The organism is Bacteroidota bacterium (genome assembly GCA_013360915.1).
GTDB lineage: Bacteria > Bacteroidota > JABWAT01 > JABWAT01 > JABWAT01 > JABWAT01.
The window spans coordinates 1-17,359 of sequence record JABWAT010000016.1; the positions used below are offsets into that span (position 1 = coordinate 1).

At 54.8% G+C, this 17,359-nt stretch carries 17 protein-coding genes; 8 read left to right on the forward strand and 9 right to left on the reverse strand.

Annotated features, from left to right (window positions below; genetic code table 11):
• On the forward strand, positions 1 to 597 hold a 597-nt coding region (locus tag HUU10_13030), incomplete at its 5' end, for a T9SS type A sorting domain-containing protein (GenBank protein NUQ82530.1).
• Between the two features lie 15 nt (positions 598 to 612).
• Here HUU10_13030 and add read toward each other — a convergent pair.
• Positions 613 to 1,611, reverse strand: a complete 999-nt coding sequence (gene add, locus HUU10_13035; GenBank protein NUQ82531.1) for an adenosine deaminase — start codon at positions 1,609 to 1,611, stop codon at positions 613 to 615.
• Positions 1,612 to 1,715: 104 nt separating this feature from the next.
• Here add and HUU10_13040 point away from each other — a divergent pair, with 104 nt between their 5' ends.
• Positions 1,716 to 2,396 carry a response regulator transcription factor gene (locus tag HUU10_13040; protein ID NUQ82532.1) on the forward strand — a complete coding sequence of 227 codons (681 nt, stop codon included), beginning with the start codon at positions 1,716 to 1,718 and terminating at the stop codon, positions 2,394 to 2,396.
• A 13-nt stretch (positions 2,397 to 2,409) separates the two neighbouring features.
• Complete coding sequence (locus HUU10_13045; GenBank protein ID NUQ82533.1) at positions 2,410 to 3,822, forward strand: hypothetical protein; 1,413 nt, start codon at positions 2,410 to 2,412, stop codon at positions 3,820 to 3,822.
• Here HUU10_13045 and HUU10_13050 read toward each other — a convergent pair.
• The 5 genes from HUU10_13050 to HUU10_13070 form a co-directional block, all read right to left on the reverse strand.
• A complete protein-coding gene (locus tag HUU10_13050; GenBank protein NUQ82534.1) occupies positions 3,810 to 4,055 on the reverse strand; it encodes a hypothetical protein in 246 nt (81 codons plus the stop codon). The two genes, HUU10_13045 and HUU10_13050, sit on opposite strands and share 13 nt — an antisense overlap.
• Positions 4,045 to 4,641, reverse strand: a complete 597-nt coding sequence (locus tag HUU10_13055) for a sigma-70 family RNA polymerase sigma factor (protein NUQ82535.1) — start codon at positions 4,639 to 4,641, stop codon at positions 4,045 to 4,047. The genes HUU10_13050 and HUU10_13055 overlap by 11 nt, the downstream gene beginning before the upstream one ends.
• Before the next feature lie 41 nt (positions 4,642 to 4,682).
• Positions 4,683 to 5,675, reverse strand: coding sequence for a Gfo/Idh/MocA family oxidoreductase (locus HUU10_13060; protein NUQ82536.1), 993 nt, complete (start codon positions 5,673 to 5,675; stop codon positions 4,683 to 4,685).
• 207 nt (positions 5,676 to 5,882) lie between these two features.
• Positions 5,883 to 7,154 carry a hypothetical protein gene (locus tag HUU10_13065; protein ID NUQ82537.1) on the reverse strand — a complete coding sequence of 424 codons (1,272 nt, stop codon included), beginning with the start codon at positions 7,152 to 7,154 and terminating at the stop codon, positions 5,883 to 5,885.
• A complete protein-coding gene (locus HUU10_13070; GenBank protein NUQ82538.1) occupies positions 7,151 to 8,203 on the reverse strand; it encodes a glycosyltransferase family 9 protein in 1,053 nt (350 codons plus the stop codon). Before HUU10_13070 ends, HUU10_13065 begins: the two co-directional genes overlap by 4 nt.
• Before the next feature lie 101 nt (positions 8,204 to 8,304).
• On the opposite strand from HUU10_13070, the gene HUU10_13075 reads away from it, so the two are divergent.
• Genes HUU10_13075 through pdxH form a run of 4 tightly spaced genes read left to right on the forward strand, consistent with a single transcriptional unit; the run spans position 8,305 to position 11,770 of the window.
• A complete protein-coding gene (locus HUU10_13075) occupies positions 8,305 to 8,802 on the forward strand; it encodes a YajQ family cyclic di-GMP-binding protein (protein NUQ82539.1) in 498 nt (165 codons plus the stop codon).
• A gap of 15 nt (positions 8,803 to 8,817) precedes the next feature.
• Positions 8,818 to 10,383, forward strand: a complete 1,566-nt coding sequence (locus HUU10_13080; GenBank protein ID NUQ82540.1) for an N-acetylmuramoyl-L-alanine amidase — start codon at positions 8,818 to 8,820, stop codon at positions 10,381 to 10,383.
• A gap of 8 nt (positions 10,384 to 10,391) precedes the next feature.
• Positions 10,392 to 11,126: a TerC family protein gene (locus HUU10_13085; protein NUQ82541.1), complete on the forward strand. Its 735-nt coding sequence runs from the start codon at positions 10,392 to 10,394 to the stop codon at positions 11,124 to 11,126.
• The gene (gene pdxH, locus HUU10_13090) at positions 11,126 to 11,770 is read left to right on the forward strand and encodes a pyridoxamine 5'-phosphate oxidase (GenBank protein ID NUQ82542.1); all 645 of its coding nucleotides are present in this window, start codon (positions 11,126 to 11,128) and stop codon (positions 11,768 to 11,770) included. Before HUU10_13085 ends, pdxH begins: the two co-directional genes overlap by 1 nt.
• A 1,047-nt stretch (positions 11,771 to 12,817) precedes the next feature.
• Here pdxH and HUU10_13095 read toward each other — a convergent pair.
• A complete protein-coding gene (locus HUU10_13095; GenBank protein NUQ82543.1) occupies positions 12,818 to 14,170 on the reverse strand; it encodes a DASH family cryptochrome in 1,353 nt (450 codons plus the stop codon).
• A gap of 38 nt (positions 14,171 to 14,208) precedes the next feature.
• Between HUU10_13095 and HUU10_13100 the strand changes: the two genes are divergently transcribed.
• Entirely contained in the window at positions 14,209 to 14,466 is a 258-nt protein-coding gene (locus HUU10_13100; protein NUQ82544.1) for a hypothetical protein, read from the forward strand.
• Between the two features lie 108 nt (positions 14,467 to 14,574).
• Here HUU10_13100 and HUU10_13105 read toward each other — a convergent pair whose 3' ends face one another.
• Positions 14,575 to 16,356: a T9SS type A sorting domain-containing protein gene (locus tag HUU10_13105; GenBank protein NUQ82545.1), complete on the reverse strand. Its 1,782-nt coding sequence runs from the start codon at positions 16,354 to 16,356 to the stop codon at positions 14,575 to 14,577.
• 3 nt (positions 16,357 to 16,359) lie between these two features.
• Positions 16,360 to 17,358 carry a PorV/PorQ family protein gene (locus HUU10_13110; GenBank protein NUQ82546.1) on the reverse strand — a complete coding sequence of 333 codons (999 nt, stop codon included), beginning with the start codon at positions 17,356 to 17,358 and terminating at the stop codon, positions 16,360 to 16,362.
• Position 17,359: the final 1 nt, after the last annotated feature.

The following is a 17,359-nucleotide window of genomic DNA, read 5'->3' on the forward strand; positions in this document are numbered from 1 at the left end:
ATCTATCGCAATGAATTAGATCAATCCAATGGAGATGCAAATTGGATACAGATCTGGCTTGAAGGAACCACCAGTGCCCGGACACCCATCGGCGCCCAGATTATTCTGGTAAATACTGATACTACCGGCGGATTCTGGTGGCGACAAGCAAGGGAATACAGAAATGATCCTTTTAAGGGCTATATGGAACATTTTGGATTGCGTCACCGAACGGTCGTTGATTCGATTATCGTTCTATGGCCTTCAGGTATGCGGGATACCCTGCTGAACGTTCCTGCCAATCAGCGATTGGTCATCCGGGAAGGCGATACCTACACAGGAATCAACGATTATTCCAGGCCAGAAACCTATACACTGGGGCAGAATTATCCCAATCCATTCAACCCGCAAACCACCATTGCCTATTCCATCGGTCAACCAGGTATCTATGAGCTGTCTGTCTATAACCTGATGGGGCAGAGGATCAGGATTCTTGAGAATCGGTATCATCCGGCTGGACGGTATTCGGTAACTTTTCACGCAGAAGGTCTGGCCAGTGGTATGTATTTCTACCGGCTTTCATCTGAAACAGCTTCACAAACCAGACTGGTGAAGTGAGGGTGTTCTGGATTATCAGCTCATTCCTTCCTTCACCAACCCGAGCCACGTCTGCTTTTCGGTTTCCGGAAGGAACGAGTACCGCCACCCATTCAGCATCAGGATTTTCAGGTCGGATTCCGAACCTCCCGTCTGAAGAAACAACCGGGCTTCATCGGCGAGTGTTGTCCCGAAAAAGGCCGGATCATCGGTGTTTAATGTCAGCGGCACACCTGCGGCCAATAACCGGTGAACCGGATGCGGCTCGCCAGCGGGCCATGCACCGGTCTGATGGTTGCTGGTGATGCAGATTTCGAGCGGAATGTTCCGGGCAGAAAGCAGAGACAGCACCCCGGGATCCTGAATAGAATGGATGCCATGACCGATCCGTTCGGCACCCAGCAGGCGGATGGCTTTTTCCACCCGATCGGCGCCGGCTGTTTCACCGGCATGGGCCACCACCCGGCATCCGGCTGACCGGGCCCGCTGAAAAGCCGCCGCAAATCCTTCTTCCGGAAAGCCTGCTTCTGATCCCCCGAGTCCGATTCCGATCAGGTCTTCCCCCATCAACGGAAGCAACCGATCCACACGGGTAACCGCCGACTCCCCACCATGATTGCGCACGATATCTGCCAGCAGCCGGATGGTTGTTTTTCCTTCACGGTTAACGGTCCGGGCCCCATCGAGGATGGCTTCCGTCACTGTTTCGGCCGAAAAACGACCATCTGTATAATCGAACGGAGAAAAAAAGGCTTCTGTGTACCGGATTCCCTGGGCGGCCTGCTGGTCAGCCACCCGGACCACCAGTTCCGAAAAATCCTGCGGTTGCCGGAACTGCCCGATCACCCGCATCCATTGGCGGATAAAGGCGGTAAAATTCTCGTAGGTGAAACCGGCCAGCAGACTGTTCACATCGGCTCCATTCCGCTCAGCGAGTTGAATCAGGAAATCATGCGGAATGGCACCTTCCAGATGCAGATGCAGTTCAGCCTTGGGAATCCGGCCGAACCAGCCGGGTAAAGGGGGGTGCTTCAATGGGTCCATCCGGCAAAAATACAACGCCCCGGCCGGTCAGAACGGCCCTTGTCTGCAAATTGGAAAGTTATCGTGTATTTTTGGGTGCAATTTTGGGAGGATGAATGAAAATTCTGGTTGTTGAAGATGAAGTATCCGTCCGGGAATTTATCGAACGCGGACTGATCGAGGAAGGTTTTGATGTCACCGTGGTGGGCGACGGACCGGGAGGAGAATCGCTGGGCCGCGATCCGAATTTTGATTGCATCGTTCTCGACTGGCGGTTACCGGGCATTACCGGTCTCGAGGTTTGTAAATCGCTCAGAAATGAGGGCATCACCACCCCCATCATCATGCTGACGGCCATGAACTCGGTGGAAAACCGGGTTGAAGGTCTCGATTCGGGCGCCGATGACTATCTCACCAAACCATTTGCCTTCGAAGAACTCATTGCCCGAATCCGGGCACTCACCCGCCGCTCATCGCCGGGTGCCACCACTGAACTGCTTCAATTTGCCGATCTTTCCATGGATCTGAAACGCAAAGCCGTCACCCGGAACGAGAAAGTGCTTCATCTGACGGCGAAGGAATTCATGCTGCTCGAGTATTTCATGCGGAATCCCGAGCGGGTGCTTTCCCGGGCCGATATTGCACAGGCCGTCTGGAATATCAATTTCGATACCAACACCAACTTTATTGATGTGTACGTGACGTATCTGCGCCAGAAACTGCAACTGACACCCGACCTTCCGCAACTGATTCATACGGTACGCGGCATGGGTTACGTTCTCAGGACCGAGGAGTAATCCCCTGTCTGGCATGAGTCTGCGGCTGAAGCTCACGCTTCTGTATACCACCTTGCTGGCCATTCTGGTGGTTGGCTTTGCAGTGGTTCACTATTACGTGGTGCGCTGGGCCATCACCGACGAGATGAATACGCAACTATCCGTCAAGGCCGGTGAATTCGCCCAAACCCTCAACTGGACACAGTCGCAGCCATCCATTACCAACGACTTTCTCTGGAATCAGCTCGAGTATAACACGGTTTCTGACTTTTCCCTGATGGTTCAGGTCATCGACTTCAAAGGGGCGGTTCTTATGCGGTCGGGTAATCTGGTTCAGACCGGGCAATCGCTCCCGGTCGAGACCGACGGCGCCTCCACCTTCAGACAGCACATTGACATCATCACCTACGATGGTCAGCCATTTTACCTGCTGTACCTCCCCTATCAGTCAGAAGGTGCGTTCCGCGGTTGGATTCAGATCGGTGCCTTTGAAAAACGCATTACCAGTTTCTTAAGCTGGCTTAAAAACTGGATGATTTACAGCGTGCCCTTTGGCCTGCTCATGTCGGTGCTGATCGGATTTTACCTTACCCGTCAGGCGCTGAGACCCATCGACCAGATTTTAAAAGTGGCCGAACAGATTCAGACCCCTCAGGCCGGACTCCGTTTTCCTGTTCTTGAAAAGGAAGCGGTGGAAATACGCATGATATCGGAAACGCTGAACAACCTGCTGGACCGTCTGTCGGATAGTTTCAGGAAAATCAGCGATTTCACGGCCGATGCTTCCCATGAACTGCTGACCCCGTTAACCGCCATGATCGGAAACACCGATGTGATCTTACGCCGGCAGCGGACGGTGGCCGAGTATGAGGAAACCCTTCGGAAACTGCGCAGTGAAAGCCAGCGGCTGATGGATACCGTGAAGAGCCTGCTGTTCCTGGCGCGTTCCGAGCCGCCGTATGGGAATCTGCAGCGAAAGCTGGTCGATCTGGGTCCGATCATTCAGGAAGAAATTGACAATCTGGCCCCGCAGATTTACTCGAGCAATCTCACGGTTTCTTACCAGACATCGCCCATTGAAGCATTTGTGAACGATCACCTTTTCAGACAATTGATTCAGAATCTGATCAGCAATGCAGTGAAATATTCGAATCCGGGCGGAACCATCCAGGTCTTCACCGAAGCCGATCAGAACTGGTCGGTCATCCGCATTATCGATCAGGGAATCGGGATTCCGAAAGAAGCCATCAACCGGGTATTCGACAGGTTTTACCGGGTGGATAACAGCCGGCAACGGGCCACGGGCGGATCGGGTCTGGGTCTTTCGATTGTGAAACGGATTGTGGATCTGCACAACGGCACCATCCGGATCAACTCGGAGGAGCAGGTTGGGACCGAGGTCATTATCCGGTTACCGGTGCGACCCACCGAGCCTCAGCCCCGGTGAGCGAGCAAGGTCGAGAGCAGTTGGTTCTGAACCTCGAGCGGTAAACTCACCTTCGACTCATGAAACACCTTCACGGTTTTCTTCAGGCTTTGCAGATACGCTTTGCAGTCCGGACAGTCTTCGACATGCTTCATCAGTTCGCGGCAATGCGGCGAGGTCATGTCTTCACCCATGCGCTCACACATTTCGTCAATAATCCGCCGGCAGTCGTCCTGAATGTGTTCATGAGTCATAACGCACGGCTCCTTCTGTCATATAAGCGGCCAGTTTTTCACGCAGAAAAGACCGGGCCCGTTTTAATCTTCCCTTCACCGACCATTCCGAATCACCGGTAACCGCCACTACTTCCTCGAGCGACAGGTTCTCCTGATCACGCAGGATAAACACCAGTCTTGTTTTCTCGGGCAATTCCTGCAGGTACCGGTTCAGCACGTCGCGGAATTCCTGGCTGAGCATGGCATCTTCCGGGTTAAACTGATCCAAAGCATGCCGGTTGGTAATGGTCACTTCCTGAAACTCTTCATCATTGAAATCCTGATGCCCGTTCTTCGACTGATTCCGTCTGATTTTTTCCAGAGCGGTGTTGGTGGCTATCCGGTACAGCCAGGTGGTGATCTGGGAATCGCCCCGGAATCCGGCCAGATTGTTCATCATTCTGATGTAGGTTTCCTGTAAAGCGTCTTCGGCATCTTCCCGGTTTTTCACCAGTTGATAAATGATGTTATACAGCGGCCCCGACGTTTTTCTGACGATCAGGGTAATGGTTTCCGGATCGCGCCGGATGGCCTTTTCCAGTTGTTCACTGGTGAGGGTCAGCATGCCGTTGTCCTTTGTTTTGAGTGTTTGGTCGGCGGCAGGTGTCAGACCACCGCGATTTTTTTCAGATTGGTCTGAATTTCCCTGATAATCATCTGGGCGACTTCAAGCGCCCGGTAGCCATCTTCGCCGGTGACAGGCGGTTCGGTACCTGTGGCGGCTGCCTTCAGAAACCGGTCCAGTTCCCAGGAAAGGGCGTTCACATCGGGCTTTTCGGGTTGCTCATAGACGATGTTCCGCTTGACCGGACCCACATCGATCTGCCCGAGCATCATGGCCAATCCGCCCGACGGTTCATCGGGAGAGGCCAGCCGGAAAACTTCACAGTTTCCTTCCGAGAAATCCACCGAGAGGTACGCATTTTCCTGAAAGATCCGCATTTTCCGCATGGGTCGCTGACTGATGCGGGAGGCTGTCACATTGGCCACGCAGCCGTTTTCGAACTGCAACCGGGCGTTGGCAATGTCGATGCTTCCCGAAACGATCCCCACCCCATTGGCATCCACCCGGGTGACCGGCGACCGGACGAGGTGAAGGATGATGTCGATGTCGTGAATCATCAGATCGAGAACCACGGCTACATCGCTGCCGCGAAGTTTAAACTGGGCCAGCCGGTGCGATTCGATGAACATGGGTTTGATGTCGTACTTCTCCAGCGCCAGCACAGCCGGATTGAATCGTTCAATATGTCCGACCTGAAGGGTCACGCCAGCAGACCGGGCGGCGTCGATAACGGCACGTGCTTCGGTCAGCGTGGTGGTGATGGGTTTTTCGATAAAGAGGTGCTTGCCAGCCGCGATGACCTTCATGGCCACGTCGTGATGGTGCGGGGTGGATGTCACCACACTGATGGCATCTGCTTCTCTGATCAGATCCTCCATGGAGGACCAGGCGCGGGTTTTAAACTCTCCGGCTACCGTCTGTGCCTGTTCCTGATTGACATCATACACCCCGATCAGCTCGGAAGATGGCAGTTGCGCATACATCTTCGTATGCAGTTTACCCAGATGACCGACCCCGATAACGGCGGTTTTCATAAAGACTCCCTGTTCGGATGGTATCCGGCGAAGTTAAGGAAACGAGGGTCTAAATCCATTTAAACGCAAAGGCGCGGAATCAAATACTTACACCGCAGAGAGCGCAAAGAGAAATACAAGGAGAAAGCAAAGGTTTTTTTGTTTTTAATACAGGAACCTCTGCGGTCTTGGCGAATTCTTAGCTGTCCTTGCGTTTAGATCCCCTTTTTATCGCATGTCCCTCAGCACATCCACAATGCGGGTGGTGCTGCCGCGGTAGTTCAGGATGAAATCGCGGGTGGCAGTGCCGGTGGTCTGGCGGAAGGCGGGATCTTCAAGCAGGCGGGTGAGCCAGACGGTGGCATCGGCGGGCGTGGAAATCACGGTCGTCAGGCCGTTGCGCTGCATGTCCATGGCTTCCGGACTTTTGCTGTATCTCGGTCCGTGCGAGACGGGAATTCCCCAGACGGCCGGTTCGAGGATGTTATGAATGTGAACACCGAATCCGCCTCCCACGTAAGCCGCATCACCAAGACCATACAGCTTCATCAGACGACCCATCACATCCACCCAGAGAACAGTGGCAGCGGGATCGGGTCCGGCTGACCATAGAGACAAGGTGGTTTCCGGCCAGACAGCGGTCACCTGTTTCTCCTCTCCCGGGTGGATTTCATGCGGAACCACCCACAACCGTAACCGTTCACGCAGAGAGGCTGGCAGGGCACGGATGGCCGACAGCCAGAGCGTGAGATCAGCCGGCCAGGCAGAACCGAGAATCAGCGTCAGCCGGGTGGGATCGCGAAGAAATTCCATGTCCGCGTCGGTGGACTCCGCACGGGCAAGCACCTGATCGTATCGGGTGTCTCCGGCGGTGGTGACCGGTGCATCCTGTCCCAGAAACGCCCGGTACATGGCGGTGTGGTGATCACTCACGGTGAGGATCCGGGAATACCGTCCGAAGAGCGGTTTATAAAACCAGGAGGCGTACCACGTTCCATACGGATGTTCGGCCTTCAGACTCCCGTTCATGAGAATGAGCGGAATACCGGCCGCCGCCGACCGGATGAGCAGATTCGGCCAGAATTCGTACCGGCTGATGAGTCCGGTGGCAGGTCTGAGTTCGCGGTAAAAGGCTTCAACATGCCACAGGGTATCCACCGGCAGGTAACAGACCAGGTCGGCCTCGGGGTAAGACTTTCGTGGTTCATAGCCCGATGGACTCATAAATGTGACCACGATCAGACAGGGCATTTGCCGCCGTCTCACCTCGGAAATCACCGGTCGTGCCTGTTCAAACTCCCCCATCGAGGCGGCATGAATCCACAAAACCGGGGTCCCGGCTCCCTTTTCTTTCCGCAGACGGGCGATCCGTTCAGGTGTGGTCAGCCGTTCCTTCCAGGATGAGCGGAATTTCGGATCGGTCAGCGTCAGGATCAGCCGGATAATCGGCCAGAGCGGCGTGATGAGCAGGTTGTAGATCAGAAAAATCAGGTGGATCATGCTTGCTTCCCTGCGTTCAGATGCCCGAGCAGAAAGTCATAGATGGCGGGAAACGCGGTTTCGGGTTCCAGATTCATCATGCACCTGAAATGTCCCTTCGGACAGGCATGACGGCCGATGTGACTGCAGGGACGGCAGGAAACCGACGGGTCTTCAATCACCAGTGCGGGTGAACGGAACGGACCAAATCCGAGCGAAAGCGTGGTTGAGCCGAAAAAGGCCACCACGGGAATCCGGCAGGCTGTGGCAGCATGCATCAGGAAGGAATCGTTGGAAAATCCGGCCTGACAGTGACTCATGAGCGCCAGCGATTCGGGGATGGAAAATCCGCCAACGGCATTCCAGACCAATTGATTATCGGGAAAGGCTTTTTTGATGATAAACGCCTGATCCATCTCATCGGCGCCGCCCAGCAGGATGAACCGCGCAAAGGGCTGCAGTTCGAGCAGCATGGTCATGAGGCGGATGGTGTACTCGACCGGATAGCGTTTGGTGAAATGCCGGGCACCCGCTGCGATAAAAAACACCGGACCTCTGCCCGTTCCCTTCCAATCCGTAAAGACCCGTTCCATCCGGTCGCTCAGCAGACGGGGCCGGTCCACACGAAGTCCATCCCCCGAGTCGGTCACGCCCAACGGCGCCAGAGTCTTCAGGTACCGCACCGGGACCGGATCGATGTGCAGAGGCGTTCCCAACCGCACGTGGAGAAATCGTTTCACCAGATGTTTTCTGAAGGTGAGCCGCCGGGGGGCCACCGACCGGAATTCACGGCTTCGCAAACTCACCTGCCAGTCGACCACCACATCGAATCCGATGGCTTTCAGGGACTGCACCTGCTGGCGCCGGGCGGTTTCGTTTTCCTCGTAAATCCAGATGCGGTCAATGGCCGGATGGTGGCGGATCAGAGCTTCTGAAGGCTTGCGGGTGAGAAAGTGGATGGAGGCATCGGGAAAGCGGGCTTTCAGCGAAGCAATGGCCGGCGTGGTGAGCAACACATCACCCAGCGATGATAACCGTATCAGCAGAATCTGTCTGGGGTCGGAACTCATGGGGGGTCGGATGCGTCAGTTAAATTGAAATACCGGCCGGATCGGCCTACCTTTGCATAATATCAGGTTTTCTGCCCTTTTTTCAAACAAACAGGTTAAACATGGCCGCTTCCAACTCGTTCGACATCGTATCGGTTCTGGATTTTCAGGAAATGGATAATGCCGTCAATCAGACCATGAAAGAGGTCCAGACACGGTATGACCTGAAGGATTCGAAAACGGAAATCGATTTCAACAAGAAGGATAAAAAGCTGACGATCCATACGGCTGATGAGTTTAAACTGACCAGCGTGGTCGATATTCTTCAGTCCCGCATGATCAAACGCGGCATTTCCATTAAGTCCATGGTTCCCGGAAAAGTGGAAACCGCCAGTCTTGGCACCGCCCGTCAGAGTTTCGGACTTATTTCCGGACTGGATAAGGAACAAGCCAAGGAAGTCACAAAAGTGATCAAGGATTCCGGCGTGAAAGTTCAGGCTCAGATCATGGATGATCTGGTTCGTGTCACCGGAAAAAACAAAGACGACCTGCAGGCCGTCATTAAGCTCCTGAAGGAAAAGGACCTTGCCTTTCCTCTTCAGTTTACCAATTACCGTTAACTAACCGAAAGACCAATGCCCCGAAGTGTCCTCCTTCCCGGGCTTCTCTTCCTGGCACTGACCACCTCCCTGATGGCCGGTCCCGTGGAAATCAAGTGGATTCAGCGATCGGGTACCCAAACGCTGCGTCTGCCCGGTCATACCCAACCCGACGAAGCATGGATTGGTACCAAGGAATTGGCCAATTCGCTTAATCTGCGCACCTATTACAACCCATCCACCCGGGTGCTTCAGATCTATTTTTCCCGGCATCAGCTGAAAATTGAGTCCGGAAATCCCTGGCTTGTCCTCGAATCGCTCACCGGCGGCACTCCCCCGGTGGTCATTCAGTGTCCCGGACTGCTATCCCCTGCCGATGGCGTTTACCAGATACCGCTCACCGTCTGGACGGCCATTCTTTCCCGTACCATCGAAGGCTATGTGGAGCAAACCGGTACCAGTCAATTGCTCATCCGGGAACGGATGTTCGATCTCAACAGTCTGCTCATCGAGGAAAAGACCAACGGAACGCTGGTCCGGATTCCCCTGCTGAAACCACTCGCTGATTTCGAGAACCGCACCGATGAGTCGGGAATGAACTACCTCACGCTGGTGGATATTCAGGCCGATGTGGATGCCATCAACAAGACCCAGCCCACCGGATTGGTGCGGTCGGTTCAGGCACGTCCCCTGCCAAACGGATCGCTGCAACTCATGGTGAAGGTGAATCCGCAGGAAGTAACCGGGGTGGATATTGAATACAACCGCAAGGAGGCAGAACTGCTTATGTCGGTTCGGAAGCGGGCCGATTCAACCCGTCTGGAACCCATGGTTCAGGCCGTTCCGGTAAACAACGATCCGCATTTACGGGAACGCTGGGCGCTTGATGTGATCGTTCTCGATGCCGGTCATGGCGGCAAGGATCCCGGTGCCATTGGCAAAAAGGGTACCCGGGAGAAGGATGTGACCCTGGGTGTGGTGAAGAAACTCGGTGCCCGCCTGAAAAAGGAGTTTCCAGATATCAAGGTGGTATACACCCGCGATGATGACTTTTTCGTCTCCCTCTCCCGCCGGGGAAAAATCGCCAATGAAGCCAAGGGAAAACTCTTCGTTTCCGTTCACTGCAATTCGAACAAGAAGCGGTCGGTCGATGGCGTTGAAACCTATTTCCTCGGTCTGCACAAAACCGACGATGCCATGGAAGTGGCCAGTCGTGAAAACAACGTGATTTTCGAAGAGGAAAATTACGAGGAAGACTATAAAAACTTCACCGAGGAAAACCTGATCCTGCTTTCCATGGCCCAATCGGCCTTTCTGGAGCAGTCCGAAAAGATTGCCATGAAGGTCACCCGCAACATTGCCTCCATGGCCAAGCGTGACAACCGCGGCGTGAAGCAGGCCGGATTCATGGTTTTATGGACACCCAGCATGCCGAGTATTCTGGTAGAAACCGGCTACCTGTCCAACGCCAATGAAGAGAAGTTTCTTGCCTCGAAGGATGGTCAGCAGAAGATTGCCGATGCCATTTTTGAATCGATCAGACAGTACAAAGAAGACTACGAAAAATCCCTGGGATATTCCGATGCCCGGGCACAGGAGTAACCCAACCCATGGCTTTCGAATATATCTGGACCATATTCATTCTCATCATTCTGGAAGGACTTCTTTCAGCGGACAATGCGCTGGTTCTGGCGGTTCTGGTCAAGCACTTACCCAAAGAACAACAGAAGAAAGCCTTAACCTACGGGATCTGGGGTGCCTTTTTCTTCCGGTTTGTGGCCATTTTACTGGCCTCCTGGCTGATCATGGTCTGGCAGGCACAAGCCGTCGGGGCCGTCTATCTGCTTTACATAGCGCTCAGCCACCTGTTGAAACCTTCCCACACCGATGAATTGAATAAGAAGCCCAGCGTGACCAAATCGTTCTGGGGAACGGTGGTCTCGGTGGAAATCGCCGACATCGCTTTTTCTATCGACTCCATTCTGGCGGCTGTGGCGCTGGTCTATTCGCTTCCGCCCACCGATTGGGCACCCATCGGCGGCATGGATGGGGGTCGTTTCCTCGTGGTGGTGACTGGCGGAATTCTGGGCATTGTAACCATGCGGTTTGTGGCGGGATATTTCATTGGCCTGATGCAACGCTTCCCCGGATTGGAACAGGGAGCCTATCTGATTGTGGGCTGGATCGGACTTAAACTGGCCATTATCACCTTGTGCCATCCATCCCTCTCGATATTACCTGAAGCCCTTCCTGCACACTGGGTTTACAAGACCATTTTCTGGTCGGTTCTGCTTGGTTTGTTTGTGGGCTCGATGTTCTGGAAACCAAAGGAAGCAAAAGCCTGATGGATCAGGACCAGCTGGCGGCCCTGCGCCAATCGTACACGAAGGCTGACCTGTCCGAATCCTCCATCAGACCGGATCCCACTGATCAGTTTGATGACTGGTTTCAGCAGGCACTGTCGGCCGGAATCCCCGAACCCAATGCCATGACGCTGGCCACTGCCACTGCAGACGGCTTCCCTTCCGCACGAATTGTCCTTCTGAAAAGCTTCGACCGGAAGGGTTATGTGTTCTACACCAATTACACCAGCCGGAAGGCGGAAGAACTGGCCGGGAATCCGCGTGCAGCGCTGCTCTTTTTCTGGCCGGAGCTGGAACGTCAGGTGCGTATTGAAGGACGGGTTGAAAAGGTCACCACCGCCGAATCGGTAAAGTATTTTCTCTCGCGGCCGTACGGCAGTCAGATTGGGGCCTGGGTTTCGCCTCAAAGCTCGGTGATCACCACCCGGTCTTTGCTTGAACAGAAATGGGATGACATGAAGCGGAAGTTTCAGGAAGGGAAAGTTCCCTTACCCGATTTCTGGGGCGGATACCGGGTCATTCCCTCGTCAGTGGAATTCTGGCAGGGACGTCCGAACCGGCTTCACGACCGGCTGCGGTTCCGTCAGTCAGACGGTCAGTGGTTTCTCGAGCGACTGGCACCTTAAGGGGTGATTGGTGATTGGTGATTGGTGATTGGAAAAACCCGGTGGCTGAGCGGAGTCGAAGCCAAGGGTTTTTCCCGTGACGAGTGACGCGTGACGAGAAAATACCCGTGATTGGTGAACTGAAAATCCGGGAACGCATTTTCAGGGGCGTAGCCCTGCCATCTTTGTAGATTTCAATGCGCCATGTTAAGTGAATTGAGGGGCGTAGCCCTGACATCTCGTCCGTACAACATTGAGTCACAAACCTGATTTGCCAGCACCGGATAAGATGCCACCGCTACACGGCTGAAATTCCATCAAATCAACTCCAACTGTTGCCCGTTTTTCGCAGACATTGACCAGTGATCAGCCAAAACAAGCGATGGGTGATGAAAATCCCGGTCCCCGAGTGCCGAATCCGGGGGCTGCATTTCGACTGCGCTCAATGACCGCTCGAAGCCATCCGGATGAGGATTATCGAGGGGCCCGGTGATATTTGATTTTAAAATCACCATGTGAATCCCAACTGGTCATCTCGATACGACTCACTGCGTTCGTCACTCGATGACCGATTCCCCGTTCGTCACTCGATGACCGATTCCCCGGTCCCCGAGTGATTCGACCGCAGGGAGAATTGCTGAAAGTCCTGCTCTTACCGATATCGAGGGGCCCGGTTTATTCTGCCTTTTCCACAACTATTGTAGAAACCTGCAAGTTGGGTTTGCTCCGCAGGATTACTTTTTCAGCTGAAAAAGTAATCAAAACAGCGAGGCCGACCGCCCGATCTATGGCTTGTTCGTGGCACTCCGGGCCGGAAAACAGTTGAACTCGCCCCGCTTCGCGGGACTCAGACAGCAACTGTTTTCTGCGGCCCTTCGATTCTCACTGCGCCGATCGGCCGATGTCGGCAAAGACAAAAATCCGGGGAATTGGATTTTGTATTGGCGGGTGACCCCGGTCCGGCTTTGACGGATATCGAGGGGCCCGGTTTATTCTGCCTTTTCCGCAACTTCTGCAAAAACCTGCCAGTTTGGTTTGCTCCGCAGGGTGACTTTTGAGTGTCAACTCTTATTCCGCTATCACCACGACAGGAGGCGGGTAATTGGGGATCAGTTTCCAGGAGGCGGGATCATGAATCATGGATCCTTCGAGATGACGTGCTTCGGGAATCCATTTGAAAACAAATTCACCCTTGCCGTCGTACTCACGGGCCTGTTTCATCACGTTAAACACCCGGTCGGGACGCGGATCGTTCCCCACGCCAGCTATGTATTGCCAGTTGCCATAATTGCTGCAGGCGTCGTAATCGATCAGCTGCGCTTCGAACCACTCGGCACCAGCCCGCCAATCCTGCTTTAAGTCATGGACCAGGAAGGAAGCCGTTACCTGCCGCATCCGGTTGCTCATGTAACCGGTAGCAGCCAGTTCGCGCATGGCCGAATCGATGAGGGGAATCCCTGTATTCCCGGTCACCCAACTGGTGAGCAGTTCGGGATTGAGGTCGGGTTTAACCGGCCGGCCCTTCAATCCGGTGAGCCGGAAAAGCCGGGTCTGATGTTTCATGGCCATGAAGAAAAAGAAATCGCGCCAGAGCAGTTCATACCGCATCCAGCGGGTGGAATCGTTTTCTCCGCGTTCCTTTTCATACCGGCTGATGGTAAACTCGATCTGCCGTGCACTCAGACAGCCAAGGGCCATCCAGGGAGAAAATTTCGAGGAATAATCCATTCCCGTCAGACCGTTCCGGGTTTCCTTGTACGATTTCAGATAATCACCCCGCCAGACCCAGTCATCCACGCGGTGACAGGCGGCTGTCATGCCACCGGTCAGGCGGGTTCGGGCAGCCGTCCGGGATTCGGGAATAAATCCCCAGTAAGGTGTATCGATGGTGGGAATGGTGGAGGGCATCTCTTCCATTTGCCGGATGGGTACCTTTCCAAGCACGAGTTCGCGGAAAGCGGTATACTGATCGGGCAGCTGGTCGGGCGGCACAGGCAGATCATTGGGATGGATCAGCGACTGGCCCCAGAAACGGCAGATGGAAAGGGTGGATCCCAGAGAATCGATGAGGGCCTGTTCATCGGCCTGTTCTTCATGGAGCGGGGACCGGTAGAAGTACAATGCAGACACCCGGTACTGCGAAATCAGGTCGGTCAGCACCCGCACCGGCGATCCCGACACATACATCAGGTTGGAGTTGAGTTTGGTGAGTCCGCGCTTCAGATCGTGCACACTTTCCGAAAGAAACCGGCGACGGTGAAATCCCATGCGGAGAAATCCGTTCGGAGACTGATGCTGCCATCGGTCTTCCCAGATAAACACGGGCAGAATCTGATAGCCATCGGCAATGGCGCGAACGAGTGGTTCATGATCATGCAACCGCAAGTCATTTCTGAACCAGACGATGGCTGTTTGTTTCAAATCGGTTTCCTGTCGATTTTTCTGTTAAAACCAGATTAATGAACCAAGACCCTTACCAATCGATCAACTGTTCCTGGTACGACCAGCTCGAGGTCTTTGCCATGCATAAGACCCCCATTCAGCTGACTGTGGCCGGACCGACCGGGGACCCTGAAATCCACCACATTGTGATCAGTCGTCTCGATGCCCGGGAGGGTGCCGAATGGCTGACCACCACGACCGGAATCACCTGGCGACTTGACCGGTTGCTGGCTGTTAATGACCAGCCGCTGAGCGGTTCCTGCAGGCTTTCCTGACTGTTTTCAGGGATTTGGCTGAAAAAAGTAAAAATGAAAGCAGGGGAAACCAACCGGAAACGGGGCAGTCACCTGTTTTTGTGGGATTTTCAACAGAGGAAAAGTGCATCACCGGAGCAGGATTACCCGCCGCGTAACGGTTTCTGCCTGATGGTCCGTGGCATGCAGGAGATAAACACCCGTGGCAAATCCGGAGAGATCGAGCAGCAGATCGGCGGACCCCGGCGGTTGTTTCCACTGCTGCACCTGACGTCCGAGCAGATCGGTCAGGGTAAGGGTAACCTGTTTTGAGGAACGGAAAGGCACCCGGGTAACCGGATTGGCGGGATTGGGATACGGATGGCCCATTTCGAAGGACGAGGGGTATGTATCATCAGTCACTGTGGTGAGAATGCCACCTTCCGGTTTCTGAGCAATCAGATCAAACCAGACACCACGGTCCGGCTTGTCGCTGTCAGCAAGGACATGAAGCCGGGCGTTGATGAACGCGGTTGTCTTCAGGGATCCGCCCGAGGTCGCCCAGTTGCTGGGAAAGGGCGACAGTCCCGACTGAGTGGCGGAAGACAAATCAATGAAGATGGCGGCGGCGGTGGTATAACCCGGTTCTGCTGTCACCATCAGACGGTCTGGCTGACCGGTGCGGATTTCCAAACGACTGCCCCTGAACGCCAGCACACCCAACGCAGCCGGTTTGTCATACAGGACCCTGAAGAGGGTTTCCTGTTTATCGGCACGGGAAGAGGAAGCAGAGGCATCTGTGAATCCGGCAGAACCGGGCCACAGACCGGGAGAGGAACCCGCCATCAGCGAATAATTGGCCGGATAAATGGCACCTGACCACGCAAAAAGGGATTGATGACCCGCCTGACTGCCATCGATCTGAAGCGGTCCCGGGGCTGGCTGCCCTCCCGGAAAGACCGGCAGATCAGTCATCCCGTCAGGAAGCGGAAGAGTGACCGGTGAACCGGAGGAAATCACATATTTCCAGCCATGCGTGAGCCGGTCCAGACGAAGATTGGCTGCCCAAAGCGGTCGTTTGGCTGTCCGCCTTATCTGAGTATCGGGGGTCGGACTGATGAGACTGACTTCACCGGTTCCGTAAACGTGAAGCGTATCCTGTCTGATCACCACGCCGGTTTTCTGTTCCAGTCCGATGGCTCTCAGGTCGGACCGGCCGGCATCCTCCATGGCCTTTGCCAGCACACCGATCGTTCTTCCCAGCCGTCCCCTTTCGGTGAAATGCGTATCAACAAAGAACCCGGGCAGCAGGGATAAAAAGTCGGAATGAATCCCCGAGGATCCGGGTCCTTCAGAGGCATCTTCCAGATAGGAGGTCCGGGCATCCTGCAACACATCCAGAGAAATAAGATCCTTTCCGCCCGAGAGACAAAATTCTGCCAGACTCATGGCCCCGGCGCTGGTTCCGCCAATGGCTCCCTGACGCAGGAACACCGCACGGATGCTGTCCTCCAGAGCGGTACCGTTCCATTGATCATAATAAACGCCCTGATCACCGCCGCGGATAAAGACCGCATCACAATGGACCATCCGGCCGGTCAGGGACGGATCACCGGCTGCCTGACGGGTTGGAACGACCAGCGCAAAAGACTGAACCGTTGAGCCGAGGGTTTCTCCGATCCACCTGAAATAGGAGGGCATCCAGGCCGTATCGGAGGCCGAAGAAGGAGTGGAAGCTGTCAGAACCGCTACACGGATGATGCCATCTCCAGTCCGGTCACCATTCCGGATCAGTTCACTGTAGAGCGGATAGGACCAGGCCGATTTGGATCCGACAGAACCTTCGGTCCCGCCGCCGGCCAGAACCAATACCGGCTGGGTTTTCCCCAGAAAGGGCAGCAGCAATAAACAAACGACCGCCAACCCTCTCATCGGTCAGAAATCGAGACCAATTCCCATGCGGTTGACCGGTTCCAGATATTCATGATCGGACCAGGCGTAATCCATCCGGAATCCGAAGCCGAAGTACGTGAACTTCAATCCGCCGCCCAGCGACCAGGAACGATCGGGGTCGTTAAACACATATCCGCCCCTGAACGTGACAAAATCATGAAGACCGATTTCGGTTCCCGTGTAGATCATTTCGTCATTGTCATTGGCATGACTGACTTCAGCGGCCACATCCACGGTGAGATGACCGGGCATTTCCCACGCCCGCAGACTGGTTCCAACCTGGAAGAACAGCGGCAGGGGGTACCCGTTGGTTGAATAATCATCGACCTGACGCGAACCCGGGTATCCGGCCGGATCGGGACGACCCGATTTGCCGAGATCGGACCCTTCCAGTTTCAGATCCGACCCGAAATGACGCATGCTCATGGCAATGACCATGTTGCGGAATCCGACGTGATACACCGTGCCCAGATCGACCGCCACGGCTGTGGCCGATTCATTCCAGATTTTCTGGTGGATCAGCTTAACCGTTCCCCCGACAGAGAAACGATCCGTCCAATCGCGCGCCCATGACAGGCCGGTCATCAGATCGGAGGCCCCGAAGTACCGTCCGGTACCCGATTGTTCAAACTCGGTGGTGATTTCCATGTCATCCATGCCCAGCTGAATAGCCGAAAGGCCCACGACTCCCCAGTCGCCAAGATTCCAGGCGGCTGCCCAGTGACTGACGTGGACATCGGCCCAGAGCGGCGTGTAACCGGCAAAGACCGACACCGACTTCACCGAAGCCAGCCCGGCCGGATTGACAAAAACCGCTTCGGCACCGTTCATCAACGATACCGCGGCCTGCCCCAGACCGGCCTCGCGGGCCGAGGTGGGAAGTTTCAGAAACGTGGCGCCGGCCGTTCCCAGATTGGGATTCTGTGCCATCAGCGGCAGCGATCCTGCGATCAGTAACCCTGCAATCCAACTCGTTTTCATT